The following is a 15,771-nucleotide window of genomic DNA, read 5'->3' as shown; positions in this document are numbered from 1 at the left end:
CGGGCGGCGGCTGCACTTCGGCGGGCGTCTTGAGAGGCTAAGTTACGCTGCTGAAAGGCACCCCGGCAGTGCTTTCGTGTGACGATCGTAGGCCCGTGTGGACGGCTCGAATGCCAGGACGGTGGTAGTGTGCGCGCCTCGCTGATCCAGATCGACGTGGACGAGGGTGAACCGGTCGGCTCCCGGCGGCGGCGCGTGGCCGCGCTGGTGCGGGAGCAGAGCGGGGCCGACCTCGTCGTACTGCCCGAACTGTGGACCACCGGCGCCTTCGCCTACGAGGAGTTCGGCCGCGAGGCCGAGCCGCTCGAAGGGCCGACGTTCGAGACGATGGCCAAGGCGGCGAGCGACGCGGGCGTGTGGCTGCACGCGGGCTCCATCCCCGAGCGTGCCCCGTCCGGCGGCGGCGCCACGGGCGACGGCACCCTCTACAACACGTCCCTCGTCTTCTCCCCCTCCGGTGAACTGGCCGCCGCCTATCGCAAGATCCACCGCTTCGGCTTCGACAAGGGCGAGGCCGTGCTGATGGGCGCGGGCCGGGACCTGGTGACGGTACGGCTGCCCGGGACCACGCTCGGCGTGGCCACCTGCTACGACCTCCGTTTCCCCGAACTCTTCCGCGGACTGGTCGACGCCGGCGCCGAGACGCTGGTGATCCCGGCGGGCTGGCCCGAGCGGCGACGCGCGCACTGGACGCTGCTGGCCCAGGCACGGGCGGTGGAGAACCAGGCGTTCGTGCTCGCCTGTGGAACGGCCGGGACCCACGCGGGAGTTCCACAGGCGGGTCACTCGATCGTGGTGGATCCCTGGGGCGAGGTGCTCGCGCAGGCCGGCCCCGGCGAGGAGGTCCTCACGGCCGACATCGACCCGGCGAAGGTGGCGGCGACCCGCGAACAGTTCCCGGCACTGAAGGACCGGGTCCTGGGCCTGGAACCACCCCGGCACCAGGGCTGAGGGGCCCCTAGTCCTCCTCCCCCTCCTTCTCGGCGAGGTGGATCACGCACACCGCCACCGCGATCAGCAGCGCCGGGTCGGCGTCCTCCCGTACGACGTCGACGCCGTAGGTGTCGCGGACGCTCAGCCGGCGGCGCGAGATCACCGCCAGGAGTTCGCCCTCGTACTCGACGGCGAACTCGCGGTCCATGATCTTGCCGCTGACGTCCAGTTCCGTGCCGTCCACCAGCGAGACCCGGTAGTGGTTGCGCAGCAGGGACAGCCGCTTGCGCTTGATCCTGGCCAGGGCCTCGCCGTCCCGCTCGATCACCATGGTGTCGCGCAGGGCGAACATCTTCTGGTGGATGTCGATCAGGACCCGCCCCTGGGCGTCCTTCAGCTCGAAGGTGTCCCGCAGGCGCATCGCCTTGCCGTCGACGAGGAACACCTTCCGGCCGTGCTCGTCCTCGATCCACCAGTCGTCACCGATGCCGAGGATCCGGTCGCGTACGAGGAATCTCATACGGATCATGCTTCCCCGGCACCGGCCGATCGTCACAGAACCCCCGCGATCGGGGCGAGCGGGCGGAGAGAACCGGACCGGCGGGTCAGGGCGTCGTCCCGAACCGTTTGCGGTACGCCGACGGGCTCAGTCCCGTCTGCCGCCGCAGCCGGGTCCGCAGGTTGGCCGCCGTCCCCAGGCCGCTGCGGGCCGCCACGACGTCCAGTCGCTCCTCGCCCCGCTCGATCAGCCGGCACGCCAGCGCCACGCGCTCCCCGGTGAGCCAGGCCAGCGGCGTCGTACCCAGCTGGCTGCGGAAACGGCGGTGCAGCGTGGCGGGGCTGACCGCCGCGCGGGCCGCCAGCCCGGCCACCGTCAGCGGCTCGCCCAGCCGTTCCTGCGCCCAGGCCAGCAGCGGGCCGAGGGACTCGTCCGGCACCTCGGGCACCGGCCGCTCCACGAACTGCCGCTGCCCGCCGTCCCGGTGCGCGGCGAAGACGAGGCGCCGGGAGACATGGTTGGCGATCTCCACACCGTGGTCCCGGCGCACGAGGTGCAGGCCCAGGTCGAGCGCGGAGGCGCTGCCGGAGGCGGTCAGGATGTCACCGTCGTCCACGAAGAGCACGTCCGGTTCGAGGTCCACCCGGGGAAAGCGGGCCCGGAAGGCCTCCGCCCACATCCAGTGGCAGGCCGCGCGCCGCCCGTCCAGCAGCCCGGCCTCCGCGAGGGTGAAGGCGCCCGAGCAGAAGCCGACGAGCCGGGCGCCCCGCGCGTGTGCCCGCCGGACGACGTCCAGGACCCGTGCCGAGCGGGGCACCTCGGTGTCGGGCCGGTTCGGCACGATCAGCGTGTCGGCCGACTCGGCGGCCTCCAGTCCGGCCACCCCGGTGAGCGTGAAGAAACCGTCCCGCATCCGGGTCTCGGGCCCGGCCGCGCACAGCCGGAAGTCGTACAGCTCCCGCCCCAGTTCGGGCCGCCGGAGCCCGAAGACCTCGATGGCACAGCTCATCTCGAAGGGGTTGGAGTTCTCGTCGACCATCAGCACGACGCGGTGAGAGGATCGTTGCGGCATATGCGATTTCTAGCACTCGTACGGCGGCCCGGTCACCCGCACGATGGGTCCATGGAACCGATCTCCCTGGACGACGCCCTGGCCTCCTTCACCGAGCGGTGGAGCCCCCGCATCGTCACCGCCGTCAACGACTACGACGTCCGCGTGGCCAAGGTGGAGGGCGAGCACCTCTGGCACGCCCATGAGGACACCGACGAGTTCTTCCTGGTCCTCAGCGGAGAACTGCACATCGGCCTGCGCGAACCGGCCGGCGAGCGCACGGTGGTGCTGCCCAGGGGCTCGGTCTTCACCGTGCCGCGCGGCACCGAGCACAAGCCGTACGCGCCCGTGCCGACCGAGCTCCTGCTGTTCGAGCCCACCGGAACCCTGACCGTCGGCGACCGGCACGAGGAGGTCCCCGACCACGTGGACGCGACCACGGGCCACGCGCTCGCCTGAACCGGCGCCGGAATCCGTCCGGGAGCCCGGAATCCGTCCGGGCACCGGAATCCGTCCGGACGCCAGGTGTGCGCCGGGTGAACTTCCATCTTCGCCGAGTGAGCCGGCCAACCGACGGTCCGGTCCCCGAGTCGAACGGTGCGGAAGCCAGCGGAACAACCCGCCCGTTCTTCTCGGAGGTCCACCATGTCCCTTCGCCCCGACCGCCGCCGGCCCGTGCGCGCGCTCGCCCTGGCCCTCGGCGCGGCCGCCCTTGCCACGCCCTTCACCCTGGCCGGCAGCGCCGCCGCGGCCACCACGCCGGCCACCGCCGAGGTCAACCAGTACGACTGGCAGCTCACCTACCGGGCCGCCGCCGGCCAGAGCAACGAGGCCACCGTCACCGCGACGCTCACCGCGGACCGCACCGGCATCACGTACGTCATCGACGACGTGGTCACGATCAAGGCGGGCCACGACTGCCGCTACCCCGTCGCCACGGACCGCACCAAGGTCTCCTGCACGGTCACCAGCGTGGACAGCCAGGACCCCTACGCCGCCCTGATCATGGACCTCGGCGACCGCGACGACACGGTCGCCTACCGGAACGCCACCGACCAGGTGTACTCCTACACCGAGATGTCGCTGGGCGCCGGCAACGACCGGGCGACCGACTCCGGCCGCCTCGACGGCGCGTACGTCTCGGGCGACGCGGGCAACGACACCATCACCGTGGGCAAGCTGGGCCTTGCCTGGGGCGGCGACGGCAACGACAGGATCAACGCGAGCGGCGGCGACAACATCGTGCAGGGCGGCAAGGGCGACGACGCGCTGCACGGCGGGGCCGGGGGGCAGTACCTGGCCGGCGACGACGGCAAGGACACGCTCACCGGCGGCACCGGCGCCGACACCCTGTACGGCGGCAGGGGCAACGACGCCCTGTACGGCAACAGCGGCAACGACAAGCTCTACGGCAACAGCGGCGACGACCGGCTGTACGGCGGCCCCGGCCGTGACACCCTCTCCGGCGGCCCCGGCCGGAACGTACTCCAGCAGGACTGACGTCCCGGAGAGACCGCGGGGCCCCGGACTCCTGGAGTCCGGGGCCGAGGGCTCATCCCCGAGCAGCGCGTCCGGACCCCGCCGGCCCGCCGGCCCGCCGGCCGAGGGTGGCACGCTTGACGCATGAACGCCGCCCCTTCCGCCCCGCGCCGTGCCCGCGTCCGTGCCCCCGAGCTGATCGGCAAGGGCGGCTGGATCAACACCGGCGGGAAGGACCTGAAGCTCGCCGACTTCCGAGGTCGCGCATTGATCCTCGATTTTTGGACCTTCTGCTGCATCAACTGCCTGCACGTCCTGGACGAGCTGCGTGAGCTGGAGGAGAAGCACCCGGACACGCTGGTGGTGGTCGGGGTGCACTCGCCGAAGTTCGTTCACGAGGCCGAGCACCAGGCGGTCGTGGACGCCGTGGAGCGGTACGGCGTGGCCCACCCGGTGCTGGACGACCCGGAGCTGGCCACCTGGAAGCAGTACGCGGTGCGCGCGTGGCCGACCCTGGTGGTGATCGACCCCGAGGGATACGTCGTCGCCCAGCACGCGGGCGAGGGGCACGTGCACGCCATCGAGCGCCTGGTCACGGAGCTGGAGGCCGAGCACGAGGCCAAGGGCACGCTGCGCCGCGGCGACGGTCCCTACGTACCGCCGGAGCCCGAGCCCACGTCCCTCCGCTTCCCCGGCAAGGCGCTGCTCCTGCCGTCGGGGAACCTGCTGGTCAGCGACACCACCCGGCACCAGCTGGTGGAGCTGGAGGAGGACGGGGAGACGGTCGTGCGGCGCATCGGCTCCGGCACGCGCGAGTTCGCCGACGGCGGCCCTCGGGAGGCGTCCTTCAACGAGCCGCAGGGGCTCGCGCTCCTCGACGACGGCTCGGTGGTGGTTGCCGACACCGTCAATCACGCCCTGCGCCGCCTGGACCCGGCGAGCGGCGAGGTGACCACCCTGGCCGGCACCGGCAGGCAGTGGTGGCAGGGGTCGGCGACGTCCGGCCCGGCCCGTGAGGTCGACCTCTCGTCACCCTGGGACGTGGCGCTCTTCGCCGGCAAGGTCTGGATCGCCATGGCCGGCGTCCACCAGCTGTGGACGTACGACCCGGTCACGCGGACCGTCGCCGTGGCGGCCGGCACCACCAACGAGGGGCTGGTGGACGGGCCCGCCGCCGAGGCCTGGTTCGCCCAGCCCTCGGGTCTCGCGGCCACCGCCGACCGGCTGTGGCTCGTCGACTCCGAGACGAGCGCCCTGCGCTGGGTGGACGGGGACGGGCAGGTGCACACCGCCGTCGGCACCGGCCTGTTCGACTTCGGCCATCGCGACGGTGCCGCGGACCAGGCCCTCCTCCAGCACCCGCTGGGCGTCACCGCCCTGCCGGACGGCTCGGTCGCCGTCGCCGACACCTACAACCACGCCCTGCGCCGCTACGACCCCGCCACCGGCGAGGTCACCACGCTCGCCACCGATCTGCGCGAGCCCAGCGACGCCGTCCTCGTCGGCGAGGACATCGTGGTCGTGGAGTCGGCCCGGCACCGGCTGACCCGTCTGCGGCTGCCCGAGGAGGCGGTGCGGGTGGAGTCGGTCGCCCACCGCACCCGGCGCGCGGCCACGGAGGTCGCCCCCGGACGCCTGAGCCTGGACGTGATCTTCCAGGCGCCGGCGGGCCAGAAGCTCGACACGCGGTACGGTCCCTCGACCCGTCTGCTGGTCTCCTCCACCCCGCCCGAGCTGCTGCTCAAGGGGGAGGGAGCGGACACGGACCTGTCCCGTGAGCTGGAGCTGAACCCGGCCGTCCCGGAGGGTGTCCTGCACGTCTCGGCGATGGCCGCGAGCTGCGACGACGACGCGGGCAACGAGTATCCCGCCTGCCATGTCCACCAGCAGGACTGGGGCGTCCCGCTCCGGCTCACCGAGGGCGGGACGGACCGCCTGCCGCTCGTCCTTGCGGGCATGGACGAGCAGGAGGCGGCGGCTCAGACGCCGTAGCCGTCGCTGTAGCCGTCGACGCGGTGGGTGTGGTGGTGGTGCGGTTCCTCCTCCACCACCGGCGTCGTCGGCGGGACCACGACCCGCCGGCGGCGCGCGATGCCACTGAACGTCGCGACGCCGATCAGGCCCACGGCCATCAGGATCAGGCCGACGACGGTGAGGTTGACACCGTGCATGTGCCAGTCGGTCGCGAACGTCAGGATGGCCCCCACGGCGATGAGGATGATGCATCCGCCGAGACCCATGAGACCTCGCCTCCCCTTCCGGTTCCGGAATCTCCGGTGCCGTCCGGGTACCCGGCGAAGCCCCGGCTAGCCCTCCAGAAACGCCGTCAGGGCGTTCGCCAGCAGGAACGGGTCGTCGGCGCCGCAGAGTTCACGGACGCTGTGCATGGAGAGGATCGCGACGCCGATGTCGACCGTGCGGATGCCGTGCCGGGCCGCGGTGATCGGGCCGATGGTGGTGCCGCACGGCATGGAGTTGTTCGAGACGAAGCTCTGGAAGGGGACGTTCGCCTTCTCGCAGGCGGCGGCGAACACCGCGCGGCCCGAACCGTCGGTGGCGTAGCGGTTGTTGACGTTGACCTTGAGGATCGGGCCGCCGTTGACCCGGGGGTGGTGCGTCGGGTCGTGCCGTTCGGCGTAGTTGGGGTGCACGGCGTGGCCCGTGTCGGAGGACAGGCAGACCGTGCCGGCGAAGGAGCGGGCCCGGTCCTCGTACGACCCGCCGCGCGCGAACACCGAGCGCTCCAGCACCGTGCCGAGCAGGGGGCCGTCCGCGCCGGTGTCCGACTGGGAGCCGTTCTCCTCGTGGTCGAAGGCGGCGAGCACCGGGATGCGGGTGAGCGCCGCGCCCGAGGCGGCCACGGCGGTGAGGGCGGCGGTGCCGGCGTGCACCGACAGCAGGTTGTCCATGCGCGGGCCGGCGAGCAGTTCCCGGTCCCGGCCGAGGTAGGCCGGCGGCTCCACCGGGTGCACCATCAGGTCCCAGCCGGCCACCGAGCCCGGCGCGAGCCCGGCCTCCTGCTCCAGGAAGGTGATGAGGTCGCCCTCGAGCACGTCGTTGCCGAGGCCCCACACCGGCTGGAGGTGCCGCTGCTTGTCGAGCTTGAGGCCCTCGGCGCCGACCGAACGGTCCAGGTGGATGGCGAGCTGTGGCACGCGCAGCAGCGGGCGGTCGATGTTGACCAGGGCGGAGGTGCCGTCGCGCAGGGTCAGCCGGCCGGCCAGGCCCAGGTCCCGGTCCAGCCAGGAGTTGAGCAGCGGGCCGCCGTAGATCTCGACGGCGACCTGGCGCCAGCCGTGCGCCCCGGTGTCGGGGCGCGGCTTGACCCGCAGGTTCGGCGAGTCGGTGTGCGCGCCGATGATGTGGAACGGCGTGTGCGGTTCGGCACCCTCGGGCACGTACCAGGCCACGATCGCCCCGCCGCGCAGCACGTACTTTCCGCCGCTCGTCCCGTCCCAGGCGTCCGTCTCGGCGACCTGCCGGAAGCCCGCCTTCTCCAGCCGCTCGGCGGTGTTCGCCACGGCGTGGTACGGCGACGGGCTCGCCGCCAGGAAGGACATCAGGTCGTCGGTGTGGCCGCGGTCGAAGCGGGAAGCTGCGCTCATGGATTCACCTTAACGACGTGCACGGGCCCGCTCCCGGAAAGAGAGCGGGCCCGTGCGAGTAATCGACGGGGACGTCCGGAACGTCCAGGACGGGGTCGTCTAGAACGCGGCCTCGTCCAGCTCCATCAGGTCCAGCTCGACGCTGCCGGCGACCTTGCGGGCCAGCGTGACGCCCGGCAGGACGTTCGCCGCGAAGAACTTCGCCGCGGCGATCTTGCCGGTGTAGAAGGCCTTGTCCTTCGCCGAGGCGGTGGGCAGCTTCTCCGCGGCGATCGCGGCGCCCCTGAGCAGCAGGTAGCCGACGACGACGTCACCGGAGGCCATGAGCAGGCGGGTGGTGTTCAGGCCCACCTTGTAGATGTTCTTGGTGTCCTGCTCGGTGGCGGCGAGGTCGGTCAGCATCAGGCCGACGATCGCCTCCAGCTCCACGGCCGCCTTGGCGAGGTGCTCACGGGCGCCGGACAGCTCCTCGCCGCCGGTGCCGAGCGCCAGGAACTTCTTGATGTCCTCGGCGAGGGAGTTCAGCGCGGCGCCCTGGTTGCGGACGATCTTCCGGAAGAAGAAGTCCTGGCCCTGGATCGCCGTGGTGCCCTCGTACAGGGTGTCGATCTTGGAGTCCCGGATGTACTGCTCGATCGGGTACTCCTGGAGGAAGCCGGAGCCGCCGAAGGTCTGCAGCGACTGGGCGAGCTGCTCGTAGCCCTTCTCGGAGCCGTAGCCCTTGACGATGGGCAGGAGCAGGTCGTTCAGCGCCTCCTCGGCCGAGGCGTCCTCGCCGTTCGCCTCCTTGAGCTGGATGGCGTCCTGGATGGAGGCGGTGTGCAGCACGAGGGCGCGCATGCCCTCCGCGTACGCCTTCTGCGTCATCAGCGAGCGGCGCACGTCGGGGTGGTGCGTGATGGTGACCTTGGGCGCGGTCTTGTCCATGAAGTTGGCCAGGTCCGGGCCCTGGACGCGCTCCTTGGCGTACTCCAGCGCGTTGAGGTAGCCGGTGGAGAGGGTGGAGATCGCCTTCGTGCCGACCATCATGCGGGCGAACTCGATGATGCGGAACATCTGGCGGATGCCGTCGTGCTTGTCGCCGATCAGCCAGCCCTTGGCGGGGTGCTTGTCGCCGAAGGTCATCTCGCACGTGTTGGAGGCCTTCAGGCCCATCTTGTGCTCGACGTTGGTGGCGTAGGCGCCGTTGCGTTCGCCCAGCTCGCCGGTCTCGAAGTCGAAGAGGTACTTCGGGACGAGGAAGAGGGACAGGCCCTTGGTGCCGGGGCCGGCGCCCTCGGGACGCGCGAGCACGTAGTGGAGGATGTTCTCCGACATGTCGTGCTCACCCGAGGTGATGAAGCGCTTCACGCCCTCGATGTGCCAGGAGCCGTCCTCCTGCTGGACCGCCTTGGTGCGGCCGGCGCCGACGTCCGAGCCCGCGTCGGGCTCGGTGAGGACCATGGTGGAGCCCCACTGCTTCTCGGTGGCGACCTTGGCGATGTGCTTCTGGACCTCGTTGCCCTCCTCGAAGAGGATGCCGGCGAACGCCGGGCCCGAGGAGTACATCCACACGGCAGGGTTGGCGCCCAGGATCAGCTCGGCGTAGGCCCAGATCAGGGAGCGCGGGGAGGTGGTGCCGCCGATCTCCTCGGGCAGGCCGAGCCGCCAGTACTCCGAGTCCATGAAGGCCTGGTAGCTCTTCTTGAAGGACGCGGGGACCGGCGCGGTGTTGGTCTCCGGGTCGAAGACGGGCGGGTTGCGGTCGGCGTCGGCGAAGGACTCGGCCAGCTCGTTCTCGGAGAGGCGGGTCAGCTCCTCCAGGACGCTCTTGGCGGTCTCGACGTCCATCTCCTCGAACGGGCCGGTGCCGTACACCTTGTCGCGCCCGAGTACTTCGAAGAGGTTGAACTCGATGTCGCGGAGATTCGACTTGTAGTGCCCCATGGCGACGGCTCCGTAGAGAGATCGGCGAGGCACTGGCTCCTCGCACCTAGTTCACGTACCAACAAGTAGCTCCGATGATGCTACCCGTCGGTAATAAGAAGCAACCCCTCTCGGTCCAAGTGTGAGAAGGGTCTACTCCTCCGCGCCGGGCAAGATCGTCCACCGGTCCACGGCCGAGCCGCAGTTGGCCGTGGTGGAGCCGCCCGCGTACCGGGCTTCCCTGCCGGCCGCCGCGTGGATTTCCCCGGCGCCCGCCCGGGGGGCCGTGCTCGGTAGGCTTGCGCCATGTACGGATACGGCCAGCCCATGGACGGGGGCGCTGCCCAGCAGCAGTACGCCGCGTCGCAGCAGCAGATGCCGGGCGGTGTCGGCGGATACGGCCAGCAGCCGCCGCTCTACCCGGAGCCGTCCCCGCCCTCCCTCGCCGACGCGGTGCGCGCCTTCACCACGGGGCAGATGGCCGCCGAGGACTTCCAGCAGATCTTCGCCACCTCGAAGGTCTACTGCCCGCGCGGCGACACCCCCGGCTTCCTCGCCCTGCACAACACCCAGCAGCCGGTGATCCCGATGTTCACCTCGCTGAAGGAGCTGCGCCGGTACGCGGGCAAGGAGTCCAAGTACTTCGTCATCACCGGCGCCGAGGTGATCGATCTGCTGCCGACCGGCTACGGCTTCGTCCTGGACATGGAGGGCGAGCACCGGATGGTGTTCGACGCGAAGGCGGTCGAGCAGATGGTCGACTTCGCCATGCGCCGGATGTACGGCGGCTGAACCGCTCCTTTCCTCGCCGGGCCGGCCTTCCGTCACGGAGGGCCGGCCCTCCGTCGTCGGGACCGGCCCTCTGTGCCGCGTCGCGGGGGTGCCCTACTGTGCCGCCGTGACCCCGACCCGCATCCCGCCGCCCGGTCGTGTCCGGACGGCGGTGTTCCGCCGCCCGGCCGCGCCGTGGCGTACGCGGTCGCCCGATCGACGGCCCGGAGGGAATTCCCTCCGGGCTTCTTCCGTTAGTGGTGGCAAGAAGTTCAACGCTCAACTAAAGTGGGCGTACCAAGGAGGTACCCACCATGCCCGCAGTGACCGTCGAGAACCCGTTGACGCTGCCCCGTGTGACCGCTCCCGCCGACGCCGTGGCACGCCCCGTGCTCACCGTCACGACCGCCCCGAGCGGTTTCGAGGGTGAGGGCTTCCCGGTTCGCCGCGCGTTCGCCGGGATCAACTACCGCCATCTCGACCCGTTCATCATGATGGACCAGATGGGCGAGGTGGAGTACGCGCCGGGCGAGCCCAAGGGCACGCCGTGGCACCCGCACCGTGGCTTCGAGACCGTCACCTACATCATCGACGGCGTCTTCGACCACCAGGACTCCCAGGGCGGCGGGGGCACCATCACCAACGGTGACACCCAGTGGATGACCGCGGGCTCGGGCCTGCTGCACATCGAGGCCCCGCCGGAGTCCCTCGTGGTGTCCGGCGGCCTCTTCCACGGCCTCCAGCTGTGGGTGAACCTCCCCGCCAGGGACAAGATGATGGCCCCGCGCTACCAGGACATCCGCGGTGGCCAGGTCCAGCTGCTCAGCACCCCCGACGGAGGCGCGCTGCTGCGGGTCATCGCCGGTGAGCTGGACGGCCACGAGGGCCCCGGCATCACGCACACGCCGATCACGATGATCCACGCGACCGTCGCCCCGGGCGCGGAGGTCACGCTGCCGTGGCGGCAGGACTTCAACGGTCTGGCGTACGTCCTCGCGGGCCGGGGCAGCGTCGGAGCGGAGCGGCGCCCGGTCCACATGGGCCAGACGGCGGTCTTCGGCGCCGGCTCCTCGCTGACCGTCCGCGCGGACGAGAAGCAGGACTCGCACACCCCGGACCTGGAGGTCGTGCTCCTCGGCGGACAGCCCATCCGTGAGCCGATGGCCCACTACGGCCCGTTCGTCATGAACACCAAGGAAGAGCTGATGCAGGCCTTCGAGGACTTCCAGAAGGGCCGCCTCGGCACCATCCCGGCGGTGCACGGGATGACGGAGAGCGGGATCTGATCCCTCGTGGCCCGGCCGGTCAGGGCACCGGCCGGGCCATGAAGAGCGCCCGTTCGCCGGCCGACTCCGTGCCCTCGTAGAGCGAGGTGTCCAGGCCGCAGAAGGCGAAGCCCATCCGGAGGTAGGCGCGGACGGCGGGCGCGTTGACGCTGCTGACCTCCAGCCAGACGTGCACCGCGCCGACCTCCTTGGCGAAGTTGACGGCGTGGCTCATCAGGGCCCGGCCCACCCCCTTGCCCCGCCACGCCGGGGCGACCTCGATGTCACGGACGGCCAGGCGCGCGTTCCACGGTTCGAAGGACGCCGTCACGAACCCGCACAGCTCGTCCCCGTGGACGGCGACCACCGTCCGGCTCGGCCCGGGGCCGCCGGTGTCCCCGTCGTCGTCCGCGACGCCGTCCGCGTCGTCGGGGAAGACCTTGTGCAGGGGCGGCCGTACCGGGGTCTCGCGGATCCGGAAACCCTCCTGTGTCGCGGTCACCTCGAACACCGAGTCGGTCGTGAACGACCCGTCGAGCGCCGCGATGGCCTCGCCGTCCTCGGGCCGCGCCGTCCGGTAGCCGACGATCCCCGGCCCGCCGGGAGCCGTGGGGTCCTGTGCGGTTGTCTCCATGTCCCGACCGTACGTCCGCAGGGGCCCAACGCGGCGCGGGCTTGTGCCTCCGGTGGCGCGGCGGGCCACGGGGGCCGTCGGACGCCGCCCTCACCCGCCCGGCCTCGCGCCGCAGGACAGTGGGCGGTGTGCGTGATCGGCTGGACGCGTGCGTCTGCTGCCCGATCCCGTTCGCCGGCTCGCCGCCTGGTGCGTCGTGCTGCTGCTCGTCGCGGGGGTGGGCTGGGTCGGCGTGCAGTTGTGCGGGGAACTCCGCACGGCCGTCACGCCGGTGCTGCTCGCCCTGCTCGGCACCGCGCTGCTCGGGCCGCTGCACCGGCGGCTGGTGCGGGCGGGGGTGCAGCCGTCGGTGGCGGCCGGGCTCACCTGTGTCGCCGTCGTGGCCGTCGTGGGCGGTGCCGTCTACATCGTCGTCGCCGCGCTGATCGACTCCGGCGGACAGATCGTCTCCTCGCTGCGGAGCGCCGCCAAGAGCGTCGCCCGGCACTTCGGGGCCGCCGGGACCGGGCTGGACGACCTCGCCGGCAACGCGCGCCGGCTGCTGGGCAAGTTCGGTGCGACGGCCGCGTCCAACGTGATCAGCGGTGTCAGCGTGGTCGCCGAGAGCATCGCCATGGCCGTGCTCGCGCTGCTGCTCGTCTTCTTCTTCCTGCGCGACTCCCAACGGGCCCTGGCGGCCCTGCGCTCCCTCGCGCCCGGCGGCACCGCCGACACCCTGGAGGCCATCGCCCGGCGGGCCTTCGCCGCGGTGGAGGGGTTCATGCGCGGGACGACCGTCATCGCCCTCATCGACGCCCTGTGCATCACCGTCGGCCTGCTGATCCTCCGGGTGCCGGGCGCGGTGGGGCTCGGCGCGCTCGTCCTCGTCGGCGCCTACATCCCCTACCTCGGCGCCTTCATCTCCGGTGCGGTGGCCGTGCTGGTCGCCCTCGCCGACCGGGGTTTCGTGATCGCGCTGTGGACGCTCGGAGTGGTGCTCGCGGTGCAGGTGCTGGAGGGGCATGTGCTGCAGCCGGTGATCCAGAGCCGGACCGTGCAGATGCACCCGGCGGTCGTGATGCTGACGATCACCGCGGGCGCCTCGGTCGCGGGCATCCTCGGCATGCTCCTCGCGGTCCCGCTGACGGCGGCGGCCTTCGGTGTGGGCGCGGAACTGAGGGGCCGGTACGGCGGAGCGGCCGGGCCTTCGGCCACAGGAAAGCCGCCCGACGCGTCCCCCGAAGCGCCGGGCGGGCCTTAGGGCCGTCGTTTCCTACGCCCCGCCCGGCACCGCCCACGCATCTCCCGGCGCGTCCGCCGGTTCGCAGAGTTCGAACCAGATGCTCTTGCCCTCGCCCCGTGGGTCCACCCCCCACGCGTCCGCGAGGAGCTCGATCAGCATGACGCCGCGGCCGGAGGAGGCCAGTTCGCCGGGCCGGCGCTTGTGCGGCAGGTCGTCGCCGGCGTCGAAGACCTCCACCCGCAGCCGGCGCCCGGTCCGCGCGCCGGTGACCTCGGCGAGCAGCAGCGCGTCGGCGTCGGTGTGCACCAGGACGTTGGTGACCATCTCGGAGACCAGCAGCACCGCCGAGTCCACCTGATCGGGCGAGGTCCAGTCGTGCAGCAGCTCGCGCAGGTGCCGGCGGGCCTCGGCGATCCGGTCCGGCTCGTCCTGCGCCACCGACAGCAGGGTGCGCCGCACCGGGCGCCCCGCCGTCACGGTGCCGCCGTGGCCCTCCGCCGGCCGGCTCAGCAGCAGCAGCGCGATGTCGTCCTCGCGGCGGTCGGCCAGCGGGCCGGTGGTGTGGTGCGAGGACGGCCCGTGCACCGCCTGCACCAGGGCGTCGGCCAGGGACTCCGGGTCGCCCCGGTGGTCCTCCAGGGTCGCGCGGAGCCTGCGCCAGCCGCTCTCCATGTCGTGCCCGCCGGTCTCGATCAGGCCGTCGGTGCACAGCATCAGCGTCTCGCCGGGTTCGAGCGTGAACCGGGTCGTCGGGTAGTCGGGGTCCGGGTCGACGCCCAGTGGCAGCCCGCCCGTCGTCGGCCGCATCATCACCGTTCCGTCGGCCATCCGGATCACCGGGTCCGGGTGCCCGGCGCGGGCGATCTCCAGCATGCCGGTCGCCGGGTCGGCCTCCGCGTACAGACAGGTCGCGAAGCGCAGGTCGGCCAGGGGGTCGTCGCCGGAGGCGGGTGTGACACCGTGCAGGAAGCGGGAGGCCCGGGTGAGGACGGCGTCCGGGCGGTGCCCCTCGGCGGCGTAGGCGCGCAGCGCGATCCGCAGCTGGCCCATGAGCCCGGCCGCGCGGACGTCATGGCCCTGGACGTCCCCGATGACCAGCGCGAAACGGCCGGAGGGCAGCGGGATCATGTCGTACCAGTCGCCGCCGACCTGGAGTCCGCCGCCGGTCGGGATGTACCGGGCGGCCACCAGCATCCCCGGGATCTCGGGACCCAGCGACGGCAGCATGGAGCGCTGCAGGCCCTCCGTGAGCTCCCGCTCGGTCTCGGCGGCGCCGGCCCGGGTCAGCGCCTGGGCGAGCATCCGGGCGACCGTGGTCAGGACCGCGCGCTCGTCGGGCGTGAAGGCGACCGGGTAGGTGAAGGCGGCCATCCAGGTGCCCATCGTGCGCCCGGCGGCGGTCAGCGGCAGGAACGCCCAGGAACTGCGGCCGAAGATACGGGCGAGCGGCCAGGTGACCGGGTAGCGGTCCTTGTACTCGTCCGGGGAGGACAGATAGACGGCCCGGCCGGTGCGGACGACCTCGGCGGCCGGGTAGTCGGTGGCCAGCGGCATGTGGGAGAAGGGGTTCATGTCACCGGGCTCGTGTCCGTGCTGGCCGGTGATCGTCAGCCGGTCGCCCTCCACCCCGAACACCACGAGTCCGTCCGGGGAGAAGCCGGGCATCGACAGGCCGCCCACCACCCGCAGCACCTCGGCCGTGGACCGCGCCTCCGCCAGCGCGCGGCCCGCGTCCAGCAGGAACGCCTCCCGGGAGCGCCGCCAGTCCCCGGTGACGGCGCTGCGCGCGGCTGCCGTGCCGGGGGTCGGCTCGGTCACCTCCTGGAGGGTGCCGATCAGTTCGTACGCCTGCCGACCGGGGTCGTACGACGGCTTCGACCGGCTGCGGACGACCCGCAGGACGCTGCCGTCCCCGTCCATGATCCGGACGCGCACCTCGGCGAGGGTGTTCTCGGCGACGGCCAGCCGCACCACGCCGGTGATCTCGTTCCAGTCGACCGGGTGCAGCCGGGCCCGGGTCCCGGCCTCCGTGAGGGTGGTCGGCTCCGCGGGCAGACCGAGCAGCCGTGCCGCCTCCGCGTCCACGCTGACCAGCCCGGCGGCGGTGTCCCAGTGCCACAGCCCGGTTGCGAGGGCGCCGAGGACGTCCTCTACGGACGGCAGCGGCTCACCTGTGCGCATTGCCCCACTTTATGAAGATCGGATAAATAAGTGCCACTGTAGGGAGATCTGATGGGGCCGATGTCACAGTTGTAGCTATCTCCGAGGGGCCGGAGCCGGTGCGCGGGCGGCCGGGGAAATGGTGGGGAGCCGATCTTGGCGTGCCCGGTACCCTTGATGGGTCCGGGCCCCGTGCCCGTTCCTGCCGGTCCGCAGAGCCGGCAGGAGAAACCCCACCACGAAGGAC

General features: G+C 71.9%; 14 protein-coding genes. 7 read left to right on the top strand and 7 right to left on the bottom strand.

The features are described from left to right. The first annotated feature begins 129 nt into the window (after positions 1 to 129). A complete protein-coding gene (locus FHS34_RS21050; protein WP_184967680.1) occupies positions 130 to 951 on the top strand; it encodes a carbon-nitrogen family hydrolase in 822 nt (273 codons plus the stop codon). A gap of 7 nt (positions 952 to 958) precedes the next feature. Here FHS34_RS21050 and FHS34_RS21045 read toward each other — a convergent pair whose 3' ends face one another. After that, entirely contained in the window at positions 959 to 1,453 is a 495-nt protein-coding gene (locus tag FHS34_RS21045; RefSeq protein WP_184967677.1) for an LURP-one-related/scramblase family protein, read from the bottom strand. An 85-nt stretch (positions 1,454 to 1,538) separates the two neighbouring features. Beyond that, a complete protein-coding gene (locus tag FHS34_RS21040; protein WP_184967675.1) occupies positions 1,539 to 2,504 on the bottom strand; it encodes a GlxA family transcriptional regulator in 966 nt (321 codons plus the stop codon). A 51-nt stretch (positions 2,505 to 2,555) separates the two neighbouring features. Between FHS34_RS21040 and FHS34_RS21035 the strand changes: the two genes are divergently transcribed. The 3 genes from FHS34_RS21035 to FHS34_RS21025 all read left to right on the top strand — a co-directional run bounded on the left by FHS34_RS21035 (position 2,556) and on the right by FHS34_RS21025 (position 5,954). Next, positions 2,556 to 2,942, top strand: a complete 387-nt coding sequence (locus tag FHS34_RS21035) for a cupin domain-containing protein (RefSeq protein ID WP_225817458.1) — start codon at positions 2,556 to 2,558, stop codon at positions 2,940 to 2,942. A 186-nt stretch (positions 2,943 to 3,128) separates the two neighbouring features. Beyond that, positions 3,129 to 3,983, top strand: a complete 855-nt coding sequence (locus FHS34_RS43485; RefSeq protein ID WP_184967671.1) for a calcium-binding protein — start codon at positions 3,129 to 3,131, stop codon at positions 3,981 to 3,983. A 123-nt stretch (positions 3,984 to 4,106) separates the two neighbouring features. Continuing rightward, a complete protein-coding gene (locus FHS34_RS21025; protein ID WP_184967669.1) occupies positions 4,107 to 5,954 on the top strand; it encodes an NHL domain-containing thioredoxin family protein in 1,848 nt (615 codons plus the stop codon). Here FHS34_RS21025 and FHS34_RS21020 read toward each other — a convergent pair. The 3 genes from FHS34_RS21020 to FHS34_RS21010 form a co-directional block, all read right to left on the bottom strand. Next, complete coding sequence (locus FHS34_RS21020) at positions 5,942 to 6,202, bottom strand: DUF6458 family protein (RefSeq protein ID WP_184967667.1); 261 nt, start codon at positions 6,200 to 6,202, stop codon at positions 5,942 to 5,944. The genes FHS34_RS21025 and FHS34_RS21020 overlap by 13 nt on opposite strands. A gap of 66 nt (positions 6,203 to 6,268) precedes the next feature. Next, a complete protein-coding gene (locus tag FHS34_RS21015; protein WP_184967665.1) occupies positions 6,269 to 7,567 on the bottom strand; it encodes a M18 family aminopeptidase in 1,299 nt (432 codons plus the stop codon). A gap of 99 nt (positions 7,568 to 7,666) precedes the next feature. Then, positions 7,667 to 9,493, bottom strand: a complete 1,827-nt coding sequence (locus tag FHS34_RS21010) for an acyl-CoA dehydrogenase (RefSeq protein WP_184968103.1) — start codon at positions 9,491 to 9,493, stop codon at positions 7,667 to 7,669. Between the two features lie 285 nt (positions 9,494 to 9,778). Here FHS34_RS21010 and FHS34_RS21005 point away from each other — a divergent pair, with 285 nt between their 5' ends. Next, positions 9,779 to 10,264: an SseB family protein gene (locus FHS34_RS21005; protein WP_184967663.1), complete on the top strand. Its 486-nt coding sequence runs from the start codon at positions 9,779 to 9,781 to the stop codon at positions 10,262 to 10,264. A 293-nt stretch (positions 10,265 to 10,557) separates the two neighbouring features. Next, positions 10,558 to 11,529: a pirin family protein gene (locus FHS34_RS21000; RefSeq protein WP_184967661.1), complete on the top strand. Its 972-nt coding sequence runs from the start codon at positions 10,558 to 10,560 to the stop codon at positions 11,527 to 11,529. 19 nt (positions 11,530 to 11,548) lie between these two features. Here FHS34_RS21000 and FHS34_RS20995 read toward each other — a convergent pair whose 3' ends face one another. Continuing rightward, positions 11,549 to 12,142 carry a GNAT family N-acetyltransferase gene (locus FHS34_RS20995; protein WP_184967659.1) on the bottom strand — a complete coding sequence of 198 codons (594 nt, stop codon included), beginning with the start codon at positions 12,140 to 12,142 and terminating at the stop codon, positions 11,549 to 11,551. A gap of 148 nt (positions 12,143 to 12,290) precedes the next feature. Here FHS34_RS20995 and FHS34_RS20990 point away from each other — a divergent pair, with 148 nt between their 5' ends. Then, positions 12,291 to 13,382: an AI-2E family transporter gene (locus tag FHS34_RS20990; RefSeq protein ID WP_184967657.1), complete on the top strand. Its 1,092-nt coding sequence runs from the start codon at positions 12,291 to 12,293 to the stop codon at positions 13,380 to 13,382. 12 nt (positions 13,383 to 13,394) lie between these two features. Here FHS34_RS20990 and FHS34_RS20985 read toward each other — a convergent pair whose 3' ends face one another. Beyond that, positions 13,395 to 15,545: a SpoIIE family protein phosphatase gene (locus FHS34_RS20985; protein ID WP_184967654.1), complete on the bottom strand. Its 2,151-nt coding sequence runs from the start codon at positions 15,543 to 15,545 to the stop codon at positions 13,395 to 13,397. Between the last annotated feature and the right edge of the window lie 226 nt (positions 15,546 to 15,771).

Source organism: Streptomyces echinatus, assembly GCF_014203595.1.
GTDB classification, from domain to species: domain Bacteria; phylum Actinomycetota; class Actinomycetes; order Streptomycetales; family Streptomycetaceae; genus Streptomyces; species Streptomyces echinatus.
The sequence above is the reverse complement of the archived record's forward strand: the minus strand, read 5'-3'. Positions and strand labels throughout refer to the sequence as shown.

Coding starts and splice junctions, on each gene's coding strand:
- FHS34_RS21010 (WP_184968103.1), bottom strand. CDS start 9,493: ATGGGGCACTACAAGTCGAATCTCCGCGACATCGAGTTCAACCTCTTC.
- FHS34_RS21040 (WP_184967675.1), bottom strand. CDS start 2,504: ATGCCGCAACGATCCTCTCACCGCGTCGTGCTGATGGTCGACGAGAAC.
- FHS34_RS21005 (WP_184967663.1), top strand. CDS start 9,779: ATGTACGGATACGGCCAGCCCATGGACGGGGGCGCTGCCCAGCAGCAG.
- FHS34_RS21035 (WP_225817458.1), top strand. CDS start 2,556: ATGGAACCGATCTCCCTGGACGACGCCCTGGCCTCCTTCACCGAGCGG.
- FHS34_RS20995 (WP_184967659.1), bottom strand. CDS start 12,142: ATGGAGACAACCGCACAGGACCCCACGGCTCCCGGCGGGCCGGGGATC.
- FHS34_RS21000 (WP_184967661.1), top strand. CDS start 10,558: ATGCCCGCAGTGACCGTCGAGAACCCGTTGACGCTGCCCCGTGTGACC.
- FHS34_RS20985 (WP_184967654.1), bottom strand. CDS start 15,545: ATGCGCACAGGTGAGCCGCTGCCGTCCGTAGAGGACGTCCTCGGCGCC.
- FHS34_RS43485 (WP_184967671.1), top strand. CDS start 3,129: ATGTCCCTTCGCCCCGACCGCCGCCGGCCCGTGCGCGCGCTCGCCCTG.
- FHS34_RS21025 (WP_184967669.1), top strand. CDS start 4,107: ATGAACGCCGCCCCTTCCGCCCCGCGCCGTGCCCGCGTCCGTGCCCCC.
- FHS34_RS21020 (WP_184967667.1), bottom strand. CDS start 6,202: ATGGGTCTCGGCGGATGCATCATCCTCATCGCCGTGGGGGCCATCCTG.
- FHS34_RS21045 (WP_184967677.1), bottom strand. CDS start 1,453: ATGAGATTCCTCGTACGCGACCGGATCCTCGGCATCGGTGACGACTGG.
- FHS34_RS21015 (WP_184967665.1), bottom strand. CDS start 7,567: ATGAGCGCAGCTTCCCGCTTCGACCGCGGCCACACCGACGACCTGATG.